This is a genomic window from Buttiauxella cochleicola, from assembly GCF_021282405.1.
GTDB lineage: Bacteria > Pseudomonadota > Gammaproteobacteria > Enterobacterales > Enterobacteriaceae > Buttiauxella > Buttiauxella massiliensis.
Genome location: NZ_JAJSOU010000004.1, coordinates 166272 through 184490, shown reverse-complemented (window position 1 = coordinate 184490; position 18219 = coordinate 166272). Strand labels below are relative to the sequence as shown.

At 52.2% G+C, this 18219-nt stretch carries 13 protein-coding genes, 2 tRNA genes and 1 other RNA gene; 7 read left to right on the top strand and 9 right to left on the bottom strand.

Features of this window, described 5'->3' with window-relative positions:
- Window positions 1–128 precede the first annotated feature (128 nt).
- The 5 genes from LVQ79_RS07160 (at window position 129) to LVQ79_RS07140 (ending at window position 2183) form a co-directional block, all read left to right on the top strand.
- The gene (locus tag LVQ79_RS07160) at window positions 129–587 is read left to right on the top strand and encodes a YchJ family protein (RefSeq protein ID WP_232864417.1); all 459 of its coding nucleotides are present in this window, start codon (window positions 129–131) and stop codon (window positions 585–587) included.
- A gap of 51 nt (window positions 588–638) precedes the next feature.
- Window positions 639–1484: a formyltetrahydrofolate deformylase gene (gene purU / locus LVQ79_RS07155; RefSeq protein ID WP_151995688.1), complete on the top strand. Its 846-nt coding sequence runs from the start codon at window positions 639–641 to the stop codon at window positions 1482–1484.
- Window positions 1485–1648: 164 nt separating this feature from the next.
- Window positions 1649–1733: transfer RNA gene (locus LVQ79_RS07150), tRNA-Tyr, on the top strand.
- Between the two features lie 191 nt (window positions 1734–1924).
- A tRNA-Tyr gene (locus tag LVQ79_RS07145) sits at window positions 1925–2009 on the top strand.
- A gap of 43 nt (window positions 2010–2052) precedes the next feature.
- Window positions 2053–2183: non-coding RNA, RtT sRNA (locus tag LVQ79_RS07140), on the top strand.
- Window positions 2184–2362: 179 nt separating this feature from the next.
- Here the strand turns inward: LVQ79_RS07140 and narI are convergent.
- From narI to LVQ79_RS07100, 8 genes are all read right to left on the bottom strand, one after another.
- On the bottom strand, window positions 2363–3040 hold the full coding sequence (gene narI, locus LVQ79_RS07135) for a respiratory nitrate reductase subunit gamma (RefSeq protein WP_232864416.1): 678 nt from the start codon (window positions 3038–3040) through the stop codon (window positions 2363–2365).
- A 2-nt stretch (window positions 3041–3042) separates the two neighbouring features.
- Window positions 3043–3744 (bottom strand): nitrate reductase molybdenum cofactor assembly chaperone, encoded by a 702-nt coding sequence (gene narJ, locus LVQ79_RS07130; protein WP_232864415.1) that lies wholly within the window; start codon window positions 3742–3744, stop codon window positions 3043–3045.
- Complete coding sequence (gene narH / locus LVQ79_RS07125; RefSeq protein ID WP_232864414.1) at window positions 3741–5276, bottom strand: nitrate reductase subunit beta; 1536 nt, start codon at window positions 5274–5276, stop codon at window positions 3741–3743. The genes narJ and narH overlap by 4 nt, the downstream gene beginning before the upstream one ends.
- Window positions 5273–9019, bottom strand: coding sequence for a nitrate reductase subunit alpha (locus tag LVQ79_RS07120; protein WP_232864413.1), 3747 nt, complete (start codon window positions 9017–9019; stop codon window positions 5273–5275). Before LVQ79_RS07120 ends, narH begins: the two co-directional genes overlap by 4 nt.
- A gap of 340 nt (window positions 9020–9359) precedes the next feature.
- Complete coding sequence (locus LVQ79_RS07115; RefSeq protein ID WP_232864412.1) at window positions 9360–10625, bottom strand: MFS transporter; 1266 nt, start codon at window positions 10623–10625, stop codon at window positions 9360–9362.
- Between the two features lie 97 nt (window positions 10626–10722).
- Entirely contained in the window at window positions 10723–11697 is a 975-nt protein-coding gene (locus LVQ79_RS07110; RefSeq protein WP_232864411.1) for a sugar phosphate isomerase/epimerase family protein, read from the bottom strand.
- An 8-nt stretch (window positions 11698–11705) separates the two neighbouring features.
- The gene (locus LVQ79_RS07105; RefSeq protein ID WP_232864410.1) at window positions 11706–12413 is read right to left on the bottom strand and encodes a GntR family transcriptional regulator; all 708 of its coding nucleotides are present in this window, start codon (window positions 12411–12413) and stop codon (window positions 11706–11708) included.
- A gap of 198 nt (window positions 12414–12611) precedes the next feature.
- Window positions 12612–14003 (bottom strand): NarK family nitrate/nitrite MFS transporter, encoded by a 1392-nt coding sequence (locus LVQ79_RS07100; protein ID WP_232864409.1) that lies wholly within the window; start codon window positions 14001–14003, stop codon window positions 12612–12614.
- A 307-nt stretch (window positions 14004–14310) separates the two neighbouring features.
- Between LVQ79_RS07100 and narX the strand changes: the two genes are divergently transcribed.
- Window positions 14311–16095, top strand: coding sequence for a nitrate/nitrite two-component system sensor histidine kinase NarX (narX, locus tag LVQ79_RS07095; protein ID WP_232864408.1), 1785 nt, complete (start codon window positions 14311–14313; stop codon window positions 16093–16095).
- Window positions 16088–16738 carry a two-component system response regulator NarL gene (gene narL, locus LVQ79_RS07090; protein ID WP_034494964.1) on the top strand — a complete coding sequence of 217 codons (651 nt, stop codon included), beginning with the start codon at window positions 16088–16090 and terminating at the stop codon, window positions 16736–16738. The genes narX and narL overlap by 8 nt, the downstream gene beginning before the upstream one ends.
- Before the next feature lie 55 nt (window positions 16739–16793).
- On the opposite strand, the gene LVQ79_RS07085 is transcribed toward narL, so the two are convergent.
- Complete coding sequence (locus LVQ79_RS07085; RefSeq protein WP_232864407.1) at window positions 16794–18194, bottom strand: YchO/YchP family invasin; 1401 nt, start codon at window positions 18192–18194, stop codon at window positions 16794–16796.
- Between the last annotated feature and the right edge of the window lie 25 nt (window positions 18195–18219).

Below are 18219 nucleotides of genomic sequence, written 5' to 3'. Positions count from 1 at the left end.
TGCGGGTGGTGTTGATTGCAACTCAAATGCCCATGGATATATCACCTCGTGGCGAACTCGCCACAGCTCAGTTAACATAACTACCCCGCGTATTTACGCTGACTATTTTTTGTAACCAAGGAGATGCTGTGTCGCAACTTTGCCCTTGTGGTAGCGGTCTGGAGTATAGCGTATGTTGCCAGCCTTACCTACGCGCAGACAAGCCCGCGCCAACCCCATCACAGCTAATGCGTTCACGTTATAGTGCGTATGTGATGCAGGACGCAGACTATCTTGTCACGACCTGGCACCCGCAAACCCGCAGCCCTTCGCTGAAATCAGATATTTCAGGAAGTTTTGGCACAACCAAGTGGTTAGGTCTGACAGTTTATGAAGCTGCTGCCGGACGCGATGAAAACGAAGGTTTCGTCAGTTTTGTCGCGCGCTTTGAAGAACAATGCGAAGAAAGTGCCATTATCGAGCGTTCGCGTTTCTTAAAGGAAAACGGCCAGTGGTACTATGTCGATGGAACACGCCCGCAATTTGGTCGCAATGACCCCTGCCCTTGCGGTTCTGGAAAAAAATATAAAAAGTGTTGTGGTCGTTAACTCACCGTGGCACAAATCAATTAGCAAACACACGCACAACAGGATTTCCCCGTGACACAAGCACTACAGCGAAAAGTACTCCGCACCATTTGCCCTGACGCTAAGGGCCTGATCGCCAAGATCACCAACATTTGTTACAAGCACGAACTGAACATTGTTCAGAACAACGAGTTTGTTGACCATCGCACCGGGCGCTTCTTTATGCGTACCGAGCTTGAGGGGATTTTCAACGACAACACGCTACTGGCTGATTTAGATGGCGCATTGCCTGAAGGTTCGGTGCGTGAACTCATTCCTGCGGGTCGTCGTCGCGTGGTGATCCTGGTCACCAAAGAAGCGCACTGCCTGGGTGACTTATTAATGAAAGCCAATTATGGCGGCCTCGATGTTGAGATCGCTGCTGTTATCGGCAACCACGAAACGCTGCGCACGCTGGTTGAGCGTTTTGATATTCCGTTTGAGCTGGTCAGCCATGAAGGTCTGACGCGCGAAGATCACGACCAACAAATGGCCGACGCAATTGCAGCGCATAAACCGGATTACGTGGTACTGGCGAAATACATGCGTGTGTTGACGCCTGAGTTTGTTTCGCGCTTCCCGAACCAGATTATCAACATCCACCACTCGTTCCTGCCTGCGTTCATCGGTGCGCGTCCTTATCACCAGGCGTACGAGCGCGGCGTGAAGATTATCGGTGCCACCGCACACTACGTGAACGACAATTTGGATGAAGGCCCAATCATCATGCAGGATGTGATTCACGTCGATCACACCTACACTGCAGAAGATATGATGCGTGCCGGGCGTGATGTTGAGAAAAATGTTCTCAGCCGCGCACTGTATCAAGTGCTGGCCCAGCGCGTGTTTGTATACGGTAATCGCACGATTATTCTGTAGATCAATCATGTAATTGCTTAGGTTTGCGACGTTACGTGTAAAAAAACGGCAAACGATTCATTTTCTTACAGTGAATGCTTTACAGCGGCGCTTCATTTGATATGATGCGCCCCGCTTCCAGACGAAGGAGGCGAGTAAGAAAGCCAACAAAATGTAATACCCCTGGCGGGGTTCCCGAGCGGCCAAAGGGAGCAGACTGTAAATCTGCCGTCATCGACTTCGAAGGTTCGAATCCTTCCCCCGCCACCATTCTTGACCACTGCATTGTGGTTAAGGCAATAAGTTATCATTGAGATGAGCACTTATTGGGGAAGGACGAGAATCTTCGATTAAGGTTCGAGTCGAACGTAGTGAGACAACGTTGCTTTAGCAACGGTCATCCTTCCCACTATGTTCAACAAGGCAACACCAATCAGGCTTTAGCAGTACCCAACACCCCTGGCGGGGTTCCCGAGCGGCCAAAGGGAGCAGACTGTAAATCTGCCGTCATCGACTTCGAAGGTTCGAATCCTTCCCCCGCCACCATTCTTTGCAACACCTTCCCAGCTCATCCAAATCGTACAATCTTCCATATTCCCGTTGGGGAAGGATGAGAAGCTTCGACTAAGGTTCGATTCGAGCGAAGCGAGAAAGCGTTGCCGCAGGCAACGACCCGAAGGGCGAGACGCAAAGCGTCGAGAAATCCTTCCCCCGCCACCATTCTCTAGCAATACCTCTAAACAAATCCAAATCGCACAATCTTCCATATTCCCGTTGGGGAAGGATTTTTTACGTTCCGTTTTCCCGATCCGTAGTTCGGATAAGCGCAGAGTCATCCGACATAACAGGCAAAAAAATACCCGGCCGAAGCCAGGTATTTTCAATCCAACCAACAACCGTCAGCGACGAGCGCGCACAATCTGGTACTTACGCGTCAAATACTCCACCGGAGCGCTCCACACATGCACCAGACGGGTGAACGGGAACAGCAGGAACAGCGTCATGCCCAATACCAAATGCACGCGGAAGATAAACGCCACGCCGTCCAGATGCTCAGATGCACCGCCGTGGAAAGTCACCACCGCCTGCGCCCAGCCCACCAGCTTCATCATCTCGCTGCCGTCCATATGCTGCGCCGAAAACGGAATCGTCAACAAACCCAACGCACACTGAATCACTAACAGGCTGAGAATCAGAATATCCGCCACGCTCGACGTTGCACGAATACGCGGGTTAAACAGGCGGCGTTTCAGCAGCAACAAACCGCCCACCAGCGTCATCACACCGCACGCGCCACCGGCAATCATCGCCATCTTCTGCTTCACATCAATTGGCAGGAACGACTCGTACATCCAGTGCGGCGTTAACATCCCCAGGAAGTGACCGGCAAAAATCCCGAGAATCCCGATATGGAACAGGTTTGACGCCAGATTCATCCCTTTGCGATCCAGCATCTGGCTGGAACCCGCTTTCCAGGTGTACTGGCCGTAGTCGTAACGCAACCAGCTCCCTAGCAGGAATACCGTCCCGCAAATGTACGGATACATGTCGTAGAAGAACACATTGAGAAATTGCATGATTACTGTCCTCCGATATTCAGATACTGCGGAGCGACAGCCCCGGCAAAACGCTTCTGATGGCTGGAAATTTCAGATTCACCGCAACCGGCGTCAGCCACAAATTTCACCTGCTCTTCTTCCCATACCGCATCCAGCGCCTGCGGCGTGTCATCGCGCGCTTCGCCAGCAATCTGCTTGCTCACGCTCTCAACCGCCACATCGCTTTGCGACAGGCCGAGCAGCACATCAAACAGCGCCGCATAATCACTTTCGCGCTGTTTCAGGCGCGCAGCCAGCAGGGCGAGAATCGGTGCGACATCCTGCAAACCGCCACGCGCTTCACTTTCTTCACGCTGCGACAGATATTCCAGATACAGCGGCAAATGGTCCGGCAGCTCGCGGCTGTCGATCTCCATCCCGGCTTGCCCGTACTGCCCCATCAGGTTAACCATCGCCTGCCCACGGTCACGGGATTCGCCGTGAACGTGTTCAAACAGCAGCAGTGAAGTCGCGCGACCACGGTCAAACAACTCGCTGTAACTCGCCTGCGCATCCAGCAAATCGCGGCTGCACAACGAAGTAATGAAACCGTTAAGCTGAGCCGCCTGCTGCAAATTCAACGCGCTTCCTTCAGCCATCGCATCGCGCAGTTCCTGCTGATGCTGCCACAGGGCAGCATCCGGGTACTCAAGCAGACGGGAAATCACCAAAAGTTCGATCATGGTTTTGGCTCCGTTTTGCTGGACACATCAATCGCATCGATACGCTTGCTGTTGAACAGGTTGAATTTGGAATCCGAACCGTGGCAACCGTCGCCGAAGCTGAAACCACAACCTTTACTTTCCGGGAAGGCATCTGCCGCCAGCTCGCGGTGGCTTGATGGCACTACGAAACGGTCTTCGTAGTTGGCAATCGCCAGATAACGATACATTTCCTGTGCCTGCGCTTCGGTCAAACCCACTTCTTCCAGCGCGCTGATATCGTGAACGCCTTCTACCGTTTCCGCACGCTTGTAATGGCGCATTGCCATCATGCGCTTCAGGGCGCGAAGAACCGGCGCGGTGTCGCCCGCGGTCAGCAAATTCGCCAGGTATTCCACCGGAATACGCAGGCTTTCAACGTCTGGTAATATCCCGGTGTGCGGCAGTTCACCCGCGTCAGCCGCAGACTGAATTGGCGACAACGGCGGCACGTACCAGACCATCGGCAGCGTGCGATATTCCGGGTGCAGCGGCAGCGCCAGCTTCCAGTCCATCGCCATTTTGTAAACCGGCGACTGCTGTGCAGCTTCGATCACGCTATTTGGAATACCATCTTTCCGCGCCTGCTCGATAACCGCTGGGTCGTTTGGATTGAGGAAAATACCCAACTGGCGCTCGTAAAGATCTTTCTCGTTCTCGGTACTGGCTGCGGACTCAATCGCGTCCGCGTCATACAACAGCACACCGAGATAACGAATACGGCCTACGCAAGTTTCGGAGCACACCGTTGGCTGGCCCGCTTCGATTCGCGGGTAACAGAAGATGCACTTCTCGGATTTACCGCTCTTCCAGTTGAAGTAGATTTTTTTGTACGGGCAACCGGTAATACACATGCGCCAACCGCGGCACTTGTCCTGGTCAATGAGTACAATGCCGTCTTCTTCACGCTTATAAATAGCACCGCTCGGGCACGTCGCCGCACACGCCGGATTCAGGCAGTGTTCGCACAAGCGCGGCAGGTACGCCATAAAGGTGTTTTCGAACTGGCCGTACATCGCCTTTTGCATGTTGTGGAAGTTCTGGTCTTTAGAGAGTTTTTCGAACTCACCACCCAGATCATCTTCCCAGTTCGGGCCTGCTTCGATTTTGTTCATCCGTTGACCGGTAATCAGCGATCGCGGGCGTGCAATCGGCTGATGCTTGCCTGCTGGCGCGTTATGCAGATGCTGATAGTCGAAATCAAACGGCTCGTAGTAATCGTCGATGCCCGGCAGATGCGGGTTAGCGAAGATTTTGCCCAGCAGCATCGCGCGGTTACCCATGCGCGGTTGCAGTTTGCCGTTAATTTTACGGATCCAGCCGCCCTTCCATTTTTCCTGGTTTTCCCAGTCAGTTGGGTAGCCGGTTCCCGGTTTGGTTTCCACGTTGTTGAACCACGCGTACTCCATCCCTTCGCGGCTGGTCCAGACGTTTTTACAGGTCACAGAACAGGTGTGACAGCCGATGCATTTATCAAGATTCAGCACCATGCCGACTTGTGAACGAATTTTCATTTTACGCTCTCCTGTTTCTGGTCGTTGCCTTCACCGTCTAACCAGTTAATGTCTTTCATCTTACGTACCACTACGAACTCATCACGGTTTGAACCGACGGTGCCGTAGTAGTTAAAGCCGTAAGCCAGCTGCGCATAGCCGCCAATCATGTGCGTCGGTTTCGGGCTAATTCGGGTGACCGAGTTATGAATCCCGCCGCGTTGCCCGGTAATTTCAGAACCCGGCAGGTTCACGATACGTTCCTGCGCGTGGTACATCATGGTCATGCCTTCCGGCACACGCTGACTCACCACCGCACGCGCGGTCAAAGCACCGTTATTGTTGAACACTTCAATCCAGTCGTTATCTTCGATGCCCAAATCTTTGGCGTCGATTTCGCTCATCCAGACAATCGGCCCGCCGCGTGACAACGTCAGCATCAGCAAGTTGTCGCTGTAGGTTGAGTGAATGCCCCATTTCTGGTGCGGCGTCAGGAAGTTCAGCGCCTTCTCTGGGTTACCGTTAGATTTTTTACCCATCACACCTTTCACTGATCGGGTATCAATCGGCGGACGGTATACCAACAGGCTTTCGCCAAAATCACGCATCCACTGGTGATCCTGATACAGCTGCTGGCGGCCAGACAGCGTGCGCCATGGGATCAGCTCGTGAACGTTGGTGTATCCGGCACTGTAAGAAACGTGTTCATCTTCCAGACCCGACCAGGTTGGGCTGGAGATGATTTTGCGTGGCTGCGCCTGGATATCGCGGAATCGAATCTTTTCGTCTTCTTTATTGAGCGCCAGGTGCGTGTGGTCGCGTCCGGTAAATTCGCTGAGTGCCGCCCAGGCTTTTACCGCAACCTGGCCGTTGGTTTCCGGTGCCAGGGTGAGGATCATTTCTGCGGCATCGATCGCCGTGTTGAGAGTCGGCTGGCCTTTCGCCGGGCCTTCGGTTTTGGTGTAATTGAGCTTACGCAACAGATCCATTTCAGACTGCGTATTCCAGGCGATGCCTTTACCACCGTTGCCGATGGTTTCCATCAGCGGGCCAATCGAGGTGAAACGCTCGTAAGTCGCCGGGTAATCACGTTCAACGGTGATTAGATGCGGTGCGGTTTTGCCCGGAATCAGATCACATTCGCCTTTTTTCCAGTCCATCACGCCAAACGGCTGCGCCAGTTCTGCGGCGGAATCGTGCTGAATTGGCAGCGTCACCACATCGGTTTCTTTACCTAAATGGCCGACACACACTTCGGAGAATTTCTTCGCGATGGCTTTATAGATTTCCCAGTCGCTTTTTGAATCCCAGGCTGGGTCAACGGCTGCAGAAAGCGGATGAATAAACGGATGCATATCCGACGTATTCATATCGTCTTTCTCATACCAGGTCGCCGTTGGCAGCACGATATCGGAATACAAACAGGTGCTCGACAGGCGGAAGTCCAGCGTCACCACCAGATCCAGTTTGCCGTCGAGGCCGTTATCGACCCACTCGACTTCTTCCGGCATCACGCCGCCTTCTTTACCCAGATCTTTACCCTGAATACCGTTCTCGGTACCGAGCAAATATTTGAGCATGTACTCGTGGCCCTTACCGGAAGAACCCAGCAAGTTTGAACGCCAGACGAACAAGTTGCGCGGATGGTTATTGCCAGCATCCGGCTGTTCTGCGGCAAAGCGAATATCGCCACTTTTCAACTGCTGCGCGGTGAAATCAGCCGGGCTCATACCTGCCGCTTTCGCCTGTTTTGCAATGTGCAACGGGTTGGTGTTGAGCTGTGGTGCAGACGGCAACCAGCCCATGCGTTCAGCACGCACGTTGAAGTCAATCAGGTGGCCGCTATAACGGGATTTATCCGCCAACGGCGACAACAGTTCTTCGGCAGTCAACGACTCGTAGCGCCACTGGCTGGAGTGGTTATAGAAGAACGAAGTGCTGTTCATATGGCGCGGTGGGCGCTGCCAGTCGAGGGCGAACGCCAGCGGAGTCCAGCCGGTTTGCGGGCGCAGTTTTTCCTGGCCAACATAGTGTGCCCAGCCGCCTCCGCTCTGGCCGACGCAACCGCAGAAGATCAGCATGTTGATCAGGCCACGGTAGTTCATGTCCATGTGGAACCAGTGGTTCATACCGGCGCCGACGATGATCATCGAACGGCCATGGGTTTTGTCGGCGTTGTCAGCAAATTCACGAGCGATGCGGATGATGTTCTGGCGAGTTACGCCGGTAATCTGCTCCGCCCACGCCGGAGTATACGCTTTTACATCGTCGTAGCTGGACGCACAGTTTTCGTCATTCAGGCCGCGATCCAGACCGTAGTTCGCCAGCGTCAGGTCATAAACGGTGGTCACCAATGCGGTAGAACCGTCTGCCAGCTGAATGCGTTTAACCGGCAGTTTATGCATCAGCACGTTATCGAGCTTCACGTTGCTAAAATGCTCGGTGCTTTCACCGCCGAAGTATGGGAAGCCAACTTCCGCCACTTCATCGTGGCTGCCGAGCAGGCTCAGGCGCAGTTCGGCCTCTTCGCCACTGGTGCCGTCGCGCTGCTCCAGGTTCCACTTGCCTTTCTCGCCCCAGCGATAACCGATAGAACCGTTCGGTGCCAGCAACTCGCCGTTCTGGCTGTCCATGGCGACCGTTTTCCACTGCGGGTTATTTTCCTGGCCCAAACCGTCAACCAGGTCAGAGGCGCGTAACATGCGTCCAGCGGCGTAGAAGCCGTCACGCTCTTCCAGCATCACCAGCATTGGCATGTCGGTATAACGACGCACGTAATCAGTGAAATATTGGCTTGGGTTATCGAGGTGGAATTCACGCAGCATCACATGGCCCATCGCCAGCGCCATCGCCGCATCGGTGCCTTGTTTTGGTGCCAGCCACTGGTCGCACAGCTTGGCGATTTCAGCGTAATCCGGCGTTACCGCGACGGTTTTGGTGCCTTTGTAACGCACTTCGGTAAAGAAGTGGGCGTCCGGCGTACGAGTCTGCGGAACGTTAGAGCCCCAGGCCATGATGTAGCTGGAGTTATACCAGTCGGCAGATTCAGGAACGTCAGTCTGCTCGCCCCAGGTCATCGGCGACGCAGGCGGCAAATCGCAATACCAGTCGTAGAAGCTCAGACAGGTACCGCCAATCAGGGAAAGATAGCGAGCGCCGGAAGCATAAGAAACCATCGACATTGCCGGAATCGGCGAGAAGCCCGCGATACGGTCAGGGCCGAAAGTTTTCGCGGTAAACACGTTAGCCGCGGCAATCAGCTCGTTCACCTCCTGCCAGCTTGAGCGCACAAAACCACCGCGACCACGGGCTTGTTTATAGCTTTTGGCTTTTTCCGGGTCGTTGATGATTGAAGCCCAGGCATCGACCGGATCTTGATGCAGGGTTTTCGCTTCACGCCACAGTTGGATCAGACGCTTGCGCATCAAAGGATATTTCAGACGGTTGGCGCTGTAGAGATACCAGGAGTAGCTTGCGCCGCGTGGGCAGCCGCGTGGCTCATGGTTTGGCATATCTGGGCGGGTACGCGGGTAGTCGGTTTGCTGGGTTTCCCAGGTTACCAGGCCGCTTTTGACGTAGATCTTCCAGCTACAGGAGCCCGTGCAGTTTACACCGTGAGTGGAACGCACCACTTTGTCGTGTTGCCAACGCTGGCGATAACCTTCTTCCCAATCACGATTGGTATCGAGCAGTTGGCCATGTCCATCGGCAAAAGTTTCGCCCTTCTGTTTGAAGTACCGAAACCGGTCAAGAAATTTGCTCATCGGGGTTCTCCTGATGTGGAGCCTGGAGGCTCTATCTTATGAAAACGACATTACTAACGATGGCGGCACGGTAACTCGCGCATATGAAGGGATAATTGATAAGGATCAACTGGGGTTGAGGATGTTTTAAGCGCGAAGTGGCGATATACCACCAAAGTGGCAATCGAATATTGCTAGTTAATTAATTGATATATAAACAAAACACCCATCCTCTACATTCTGTAAGGAGTAGAAATCAGAACGACTGGGTATTAAGGGGTAAGTCCGCCAAGATGGAGGGTGGGAAACCCAAAATGGGGCATCCTCTATCAGAGAAGCCCCATGTTGGATGGTGTCACAATCAGACAGAAGTTAACGGTTCAGCTTTGCGTTCCGCACGAATGTTTTTGATAAGCAGGCCCGAAATAACTATCCCGGCGCAGGCGAAAACAGCCATCAAGCCAAACACGATTTTATAGCCCAATAACCCTGGGTTGGTATCTAAAATGTAGCCATACAGGCTGTAGCAGAACATCGCCGGGGCATAACCGATAAAACTGCCCAATGCCATTGCCGCACCGGTGTTTTTCTCACTGATTCCCGCTTCACCGATTGGGGCGAAGAATACTGCACGTTGTGTAAAGATAACCGCACCAAACATCAGCGTGCAGGCCATGCCCAAATAAACAGGCATTTGCTCATGCGGCAGTAATATCAAGGCAACCAACGCCAGAGCGCTAATAATAAAGGTATAGAACAAATACTGGCTGGGAGATTTTAAAACCTTGTCAGCAATTAAGCCACCAATAGGGCCGCCTACCATTTTCAAACAATATTGATTGATAATTCCATAGGCGCCCACCAGTGCAATAGGCAATGCGTAGACATTTCTTAAGAATGGAATAAAGAATGTCAATCCACAATACACCGCATAAACACAGAACACACTAAAAGCGATTAACCAGACGGTTTTGTTTTTTAATACATTCCCCAAACCTGGATTGCTTTCTTTTTTCGCTGCATTCTCTTTTTTCGCCGTTTGTTCTTCCGGGCTTTCTTTTAATACGAAGAAAATAATCACACCCACCGCAATCGCGATAAATGAGTAAAACAATATTGCGGCTTTAAAACCGAAATAGTCGCTACCAAACCAGGTGAAAACAGCCAGCGCGCTAAAGGCGATAATGGTATCAACAATGCCTCGCCCGGTTTCGAAGAAACCAAACAAGCGCCCCTGTTGGGTGTTGTCTCCGAGCAAACTCACCGACTTTAACAGCACAGGCCAGTTCAGCATGTCGCAGGTCACGCCGAACAGCGCCCAGACAAAAAGTATCCCCCAGTAGCCCGGCATGGTAGAAAGGTAGATCCCCAGCAGGCCAGTCGCAATCAGTGAAAGCGACATCGTAAAGCGGCGCGGTAATTTGTCGGAAAAGTAAATTGATAAGAAGAAACCAATGGTCGTAACAATGGAGTTAACCGACATCGCATTACCAATCTCACCGTTGGTCAGGTGAAAATACTCCTGCATAGGAACATAAAATGCGTCTTTCAATGACGGCAGTTTATATATTGTCCCACCGCACAGAACCAACAAGCTAAATATAGTCCATCTTTTTTTGGATAGCATAAGACACCCCACCCCTGAATTAGCGGAATTAATTATTATTTGAGAGTACAGTCACTTCACGAAAAGCAAAGCGCCGGAATTAAACGATTCGGATTATTTATTTCTGAAAAATAGCCATGGCATCTTTGTTAAGCTCAGAAAGAATATTACGCACATGCAATATTTGATTCATGGCATCGTCAATTTCTTTATTCAGTCTTTCTTCCAGTCCGGAGGTTGGCAACGGGGTTTCACTCATCTGCCGTAATGGAATCCACGGATTTTTATCTTCATTGGTGAAGCGAAATGCCGGGGCGTAATAATCCACTTCTTCTTCCAGACCAAATGCCGTGACCTGCGGTTTATCTTCACCTAAACAAATTAATTGCAGCAGTAACTCTTTAAACGGTAATTCACCCTGCCCGGAAATACACGCCGTATGCCCGCGCCCTTCACCTTCGTGAGTTATTAACGCATCTTTAATATGGACCTGGGTGACTTCATTTCCCATGACTGCCAACGCTTCAAGTGGCTCTTCGTTAGCGTTAATCATATTGGCAAAATCAAACAGCAGCGAAAGCTGAGGGAAGTCGGCCTGTTGAACCAGTCGTACCAATTCATGGCTTTGCAGATCTTCGTGTTGCTCGAGGGTAAATGTCAGGCCGCTATGTTGGTATTTCGCTTTAATGTATTGAATATCCTGGGCAATGATTTCCATCACCTCAGAAAGTGTCCCTTCATAGCGCGGATAAAAGCGCACCGAAGTCGCCCCGGATTTCAGCGCAATGTTCACTGCTTCATCAATGGTTTGGGCATCCGAGGCGCTGGTTTCGATGTGAACATCCAACCCCAACTGGCGCGATTTTTCTGCAAAACTTTCAAGCCGCTCATCGCTGGCATGCCTTAACGATTGGCTCTCACCATCCACGACGTGAATTTTCACCCCTTTCAGCCGCTGTTGGCTGGCGATATCCAGCAAATCTTCCGGCAGGATCTTCTCCATACGCATATTTAAATGAAACGCGTAGGCATGCAGATAAAGCGGCAAATTGGCAGCGCGCTCGACAATTTTTTTAGCCTGGATGTGGTTCATGGAAACTCCTAAAAATCGATATAAAACTCTACAGATTCAAAACGCCAATATTCGATATCAACCTGAATGACGTGCCCGGATTCGTCGGCACGGTATTTTTCAACGCGAATAGACGGTGTGCCCGGTGTGCCGCCCATGCCTTTGCACGCCCCCGCCGAGAGCCGCGTAGGTTTAAACGCTAAATGCTGCGTGTGCGAGCTTTTGCCAAAATCTTCTCGCCACACTTCGACAAAAGAACGCTCACCTAATTTGTCGATAAAACCAGGAGCGAACTGCGCGTTGATAAAGGTTTCGTGGTAGAAAACTTTATGGTTATCAAGCGCTCCCCAGCCGCAAATCTTGTAGATTTCATCGCCCTCTTTCACATTCAACTGCGCGAGGATTTCAGGTTCCGCTGTGTAAACCCGTTCTTTTTCCAGAAAGCCCCAGGACGGCAAACGCCCTTGTTCCAGAGCCGCCTGTTTAAAACTGGTGGAAGTATTTGGCGTGTACTTGAAACATGGCAAGGCAACAAACCAGCCACGACGATCCTTACGGAAGATCTTCTCTTCCCCTTCGAGAAACAGCAGCGCCTGGCGCAGCGTCATGCGTTTAATGCCCAGTAATTCTTCCAGTTCACGCTCGGAAGGTAACTTACTACCAGGCTGGACAACGCCTTTGTTCAGCCAGTTGTTGAGCATCTCTTTTGCTGCTTCGACGGTGGAATGGTTTTTCATGCTTTAATCCATTTGGTTTAAACCAGATTTGTCATCACGGTACTCTTCACCAGCGAATGTGACAATGGTGCCCGGGCGGGTAGTTATTCTAAATGTGAGGTTTCTCGCAGAATAAAGCCGGATCGAGGAGGAATTTCAGGCAAAAAAAAGCGCGACCTAAGTCGCGCAAGGGATAACCAAAAGGTCAATCGGTTGTCATTAGCGTGAAGATTTACGGCCATAAACGGCCCAGGTAATCACCACGCACACAATATAAAACACGAGGAACACTTTCATTGCGCCCGCAGGCGAGCCGGTTAGCGCAAGGGATGTGCCGAACGCTTTCGGAATAAAGAACCCGCCAATCGCGCCAATGGCGGAGATAAAGCCGAGCGCCGCAGCGGTGTCAGTTGCCGCTTCACGCAGCGCGCGCTCTTCAGTGCCACCCTGAGCTTTCACGCGGTCCATGGTCAACTTACGGAAGATCACGGAGATCATCTGGAAGGTAGAACCACTCCCCAGACCGGCGGTCAGGAACAGCATCAGGAACACGCCGAAGAAGGCAATAAAGTTACCGCCAACGCCATTGTGCGGCAGCGTGGTAAACAGCAATGCACTGAAAATCGCCATAAAGATGAAGTTCAACAGCGAAACACGTGTGCCGCCAAAGCGGTCAGAAATCGCGCCACCTGCAGAACGTGCCAGCGCACCAAACAGCGGGCCGAAGAAGGCGAAGTGCAGAATATTGATGTCAGGGAACTGGGTTTTCGCCAGCATCGCAAAACCGGCGGAAAAACCGATAAACGAGCCGAAGGTTGCCAGATACAGCACGCCCATAATCCACAGGTGTGCACGTTTGAGAACCGGCAACTGCTCTTTTAAAGAGGCTTTTGAGGTGGCGAGGTCGTTCATTCCAAACCAGGCTGCAATAGTAAAGATTGCCAACAGTGGCACCCATACCCATGCCGCATTTTCCAGGAACAGCATAGTCCCGTCAGCCTGCTCAACACCTATGCCACCAAACACGGCAAACATGGAAAGTGAAATCACCAGTGGCGCAACCAACTGCATAACACTCACACCGAGGTTACCCAGGCCACCGTTGATACCCAGTGCACCACCCTGCTTCGCCTTCGGGAAGAAAAAGCTGATGTTCGCCATACTGGAAGCGAAGTTTGCGCCCGCAAAACCACACAGCAATGCAATGATGATAAACACGCTAAAAGGTGTTGTAGGGTTTTGCACCGCAAAACCCAACCACACACAAGGGATGATCAGAATCCCGGTGCTGAATGCCGTCCAGCGGCGGCCACCGAAGACTGGCACCATAAAGGAGTAAGGCACACGCAACAATGCGCCAGAAACAGATGGCAGTGCGGTCAACATAAAGAGTTGATCGGTAGTGAAGCTAAACCCCACTTTATTCAGGTTTACCGCAATGGCACTGAAGAGCATCCACACGCAGAATGCCAGCAGTAAACAAGGAACGGAAATCCATAAGTTTCGGCTGGCAATGCCATGGCCTTTGCTTTGCCAAAATGCTGGGTCTTCAGGTCGCCATTCGGTAATGAGCGATCCCGTTTTTGGGCTGTGATCCGGTGACTGAGACATAAACACCTCAAAAAAGTGAGAGTAATTGCCGCCACCTTAGGTGCTAATGGGGAATAAAAATTGATGTGAATCAAGGGATAAACCATCTTACAGACGGCTAAAAATCAACTGTCATTCTTTATGGGTAACCATAAAAAACATAAATAGTGTGGCTTTTCACATGCCTGAAAGAAGGTATTAATGGCCTTACACCGAAATATGCCACCCCTGGCAATTAGTGGGTAATCCTTAAGGGGTATGGGTATACTCCAGGGGATGTCTGAGAATACCCGCAATAGATTTCCTTTACCCCGGAGTACACCTGTCAATGCTAAAACGCCTGTTTTCCCCCCTCACTTTGTTCAACCAATTAGCACTGATTGTGCTGTTGTTGGCACTGTTGGGGGTCGCGGGGATGAGCCTTGCAGGCTGGTTGGCACAAGGTATTCAGGGAAACGCGCACGCTATCAATAAAGCCGGGTCGATGCGGATGCAAAGTTATCGCCTGCTGGCCGCCATTCCGCTAACCGAGAAAGACAACGTTCTGTTAGATGAGATGGAACAAACCACCTGGAGCACTGACCTACAAGAGGCAGCCCAGCAAGACGGGCAGGAAGCAAAATTAGCGGCACTGCAACACTACTGGCGTGAAGAGTTAGAACCTGCTCTGCGCAAGGCACAAAGTGCAGAACAAGTTAAGCCGCATGTCGCCGGTTTTGTCGGGCAAATAGATCAACTGGTCACCACTTTTGATCACACCACCGAAATGCGCCTGCACCGCATTATCCAGCTCCAGATGGGGATGGCAGCCTTAATGGGCTTGCTGATTATTTTCACCGTCATCTGGTTACGCAAGCGCCTGTTGCGCCCATGGCAGAAATTATTGACGATGGCCCAGGCCATTGGGCAGCGAGACTTCACTTACCGCGTAAATGTGCGTGGCCGCAATGAAATGGCGACGCTGGGCATTGCGCTGAACAGCATGTCCGCCGAACTGGCTGAAAGTTACGCCAGCCTCGAACAGCGCGTGCGCGAGAAAACCGCCGGGCTTGAGCAAAAAAACCAGATCCTTTCTTTCCTTTATCAGGCCAACCGCCGCCTGCACTCTCAGGCTCCGTTGTGCCAGCGCCTGTCGCCGGTTCTCAGCGAGTTACAACATTTAACTCCGCTGCGTAATATTGAGCTACGCGTGTATGAATATGAAGACGAAGAGAATTACGAAGAATATACCTACCAGCCGGACAGCAGCTGTGAAGCCAGCGGCTGTAACCTTTGCCCGCGTGAACCAATCCTGCAACCTTGCGAAACTACCGCACAAAAATGGCGTTTAACCGACAACCATATCCAGTACGGTCTGATGTTGGCTCAATTGCCCATTGGCCGCAGCCTGACACACGATCACCAACAGTTAATTCTGACACTGATGGAACAGCTGACGGCGACACTTGCGTTAGAGCGGCAATATGAACATCAGCAGCAGTTGGTGGTGATGGAAGAACGTTCCGCTATCGCCCGCGAGCTGCACGACTCCATTGCTCAATCGCTCTCTTGCCTGAAAATGCAGGTGAGTTGTCTGCAAATGCAAGGGGCTACATTGCCTGAGCAGGTGCAGACCTTGCTCGGGCAAATGCGTAGCGAACTCAATACTTCGTGGCGGCAACTCAGAGAATTACTGACAACGTTCCGCCTGCAACTAACTGAGCCAGGACTGCGTCCGGCACTAGAAGCAAGCTGCCGAGAATTTAGTGAGAAATTGGGTTTCCAGGTGAGTCTTGATTATCAAGTACCACCACGTCTGGTGCCGTCGCATCAGGCAATTCATCTGGTGCAAATCACTCGAGAAGCACTTAATAACAGCCTGAAACACGCCTGTGCCACTTCATGTGGAGTCAGTGTTTTCTATCACGACAAGCAAATTACATTAACCATATGGGATAACGGTCATGGCATTGCCGATAACGGTGAGCGCCGCAACCACTACGGACTTATCATTATGCGAGACCGTGCGCAAAGCCTGAAAGGTGATTGCCAGGTGCAAGCGCGCCCGGGTGGCGGTACCCAGGTCATCGTCAGTTTTATCCCCGAAATAGCCACAGGAGCAAATCATGAGTAACCCGGAAGCTTCAACCATACTGCTTATCGACGATCATCCCATGCTGCGTACTGGCGTTAAACAGCTCATCAGTATGGCTCCTGAACTTGCAGTTGTTGGTGAGGCAGGCAATGGTGAACAAGGCGTTCAGCTTGCAGAGGAACTCGACCCGGATTTGATCCTGCTGGACTTGAATATGCCGGGGATGAACGGGTTAGAAACGCTCGACTGCTTGCGCGAGAAACCGCTCTCGGGCCGCATCGTGGTGTTTAGCGTCTCGAATCACGAAGAAGATGTGGTGACCGCGCTCAAACGCGGCGCAGACGGCTATTTGTTAAAAGATATGGAGCCGGAAGATTTACTCAAAGCGCTGCAACAAGCTGCTGCGGGCGAAATGGTTTTAAGCGAAGCGCTCACGCCAGTTTTGGCTGCCAGCTTACGTGCGAACCGCGCCACGTCTGACCGCGATGTCAATCTGCTCACGCCGCGCGAGCGCGACATCCTCAAGCTCATCGCCCAGGGTTTGCCGAATAAGATGATTGCCCGCCGTCTGGATATCACCGAAAGCACGGTGAAAGTCCACGTGAAGCATCTGCTTAAAAAGATGAAGCTGAAATCCCGCGTCGAAGCGGCAGTTTGGGTGCATCAGGATCGGATATTTTAAGGTTTAAACGGTAAATGCGGTGGATGACGCGCCAGCGTCATCCGACATTGCTCCGCTACTGCGGCAACAGCTCATAACGCGGATCGTCCACGGGGCTGACCACCAGCGGCTCCGCCAGTTTCAGCGTAATCCAGTTCGATGTCACCTTCTGGCCTTTATCATCCTCAATCACCACCGAAAGACGATATTCATTCGGACCGTTTTCGTTCCACATCGGCATGATCATGCTCCAACCGCTGGTGTCACGGTTATCCGCAGGCGGCGTCAGGCTTAAAGCCTGGGTATCGCCCTGCCAGGTAATGTTGCGAATCTTATGGCTGGCGCGGATTTGCAACTTAAGTGCCACGGTTTCACCCGCGTGCAATTCCCATGGCGGCGTCGCCAAAAATACCGATAGCGTTTTACGCTGGCGATATTCCATTACTGGAAGCGAATCACGTTCTACGTTGTCATAACGGCTGCCGCGCAGCGAACTGCTGGTCGCCACTTCGGCGGCAGAAAGCTGTTTTGCCACCGGAACGCCAAAGCGGTAATTGAGCTTCAGGCCGAGGTTATCTTGCGAAACGCCGCTTTCCCCCTGTTTATGCTGCGCGGTGAGCGTCAGCAGCGGGATCGGCGTGTAGCTCAGCCCCATTGTTACCGCCACCGGATTGCGATAACCGGTACCGCTGTCGAACAAATCCACGCTGTTTCCGTAGTATTTCTCAAAACTGAGGCTGGTATTGATATGGCGATAAAACGGTAGCCATGCCTGCGCGGTAATGTCATAGCCCCGCGCCAGGCGTTGTTCCAGCGTTTCGCTATCACCTTCCTGCCAGCTGGCTAACGGCTGGTAATAGTTAGCGGAAAGGCGTAAATACTCGCCCCACGCTTCGGTACCGAATCCGGCGCGCTGCAATTGAGTGGCAAGCTGATTGTCATAAAACGCGTTGTAGCCCAGCAGCCAGTCGCCCGCCACCCAACGCTGCCCGGCACCGATATTGCCAATCGTGCCGTCGTCCTTCTGCGTAAAACCCACCTGGCTCCAGGTCAGATAACGGTTATTATCCTCCCACGGCGTAAACACCGAGGCGCTGCTGCCGTTCCAGTTCCCGTGTTCGTCCACCAGTAAATTAATGTTGGCTTTGCCGAGCGGCGACAACAGCGATTCCGCTTCGCTGGTCACTTTGTTGGTCAGCACATCACGCAGTTGGGTGAACGCGAGCGTGCGAGCCTGGTCACCCGCATCCAGCCCGTCATCGACCATACTCGCTTCGCCAAATTTCTTAGCCATCGCGGCAATTTCACGCGCGGCGGCGTCGGTTTCTGGGGCAATGCCCAAATCCGGTAATTGTTCGGCGGACTGATCGAAAGGGTTTTCGGCTTGTTCGATAAAGGTCTGGCGGGTACTGGCAGCCCCTCCTGCGCTGAGGAGTGCGTATGACAAGGTAAAAAACGGCACGGCTTTTCTAAACATCTGGAAATTATAACATCACACAACA

Excerpts from the sequence above, each read along its gene's own strand:
- narI (WP_232864416.1), bottom strand. The coding sequence starts at position 3,040 with ATGCAATTTCTCAATGTGTTCTTCTACGACATGTATCCGTACATTTGC.
- narJ (WP_232864415.1), bottom strand. The coding sequence starts at position 3,744 with ATGATCGAACTTTTGGTGATTTCCCGTCTGCTTGAGTACCCGGATGCT.
- narH (WP_232864414.1), bottom strand. The coding sequence starts at position 5,276 with ATGAAAATTCGTTCACAAGTCGGCATGGTGCTGAATCTTGATAAATGC.
- LVQ79_RS07120 (WP_232864413.1), bottom strand. The coding sequence starts at position 9,019 with ATGAGCAAATTTCTTGACCGGTTTCGGTACTTCAAACAGAAGGGCGAA.
- LVQ79_RS07115 (WP_232864412.1), bottom strand. The coding sequence starts at position 10,625 with ATGCTATCCAAAAAAAGATGGACTATATTTAGCTTGTTGGTTCTGTGC.
- LVQ79_RS07110 (WP_232864411.1), bottom strand. The coding sequence starts at position 11,697 with ATGAACCACATCCAGGCTAAAAAAATTGTCGAGCGCGCTGCCAATTTG.
- LVQ79_RS07105 (WP_232864410.1), bottom strand. The coding sequence starts at position 12,413 with ATGAAAAACCATTCCACCGTCGAAGCAGCAAAAGAGATGCTCAACAAC.
- LVQ79_RS07100 (WP_232864409.1), bottom strand. The coding sequence starts at position 14,003 with ATGTCTCAGTCACCGGATCACAGCCCAAAAACGGGATCGCTCATTACC.
- narX (WP_232864408.1), top strand. The coding sequence starts at position 14,311 with ATGCTAAAACGCCTGTTTTCCCCCCTCACTTTGTTCAACCAATTAGCA.
- narL (WP_034494964.1), top strand. The coding sequence starts at position 16,088 with ATGAGTAACCCGGAAGCTTCAACCATACTGCTTATCGACGATCATCCC.
- LVQ79_RS07085 (WP_232864407.1), bottom strand. The coding sequence starts at position 18,194 with ATGTTTAGAAAAGCCGTGCCGTTTTTTACCTTGTCATACGCACTCCTC.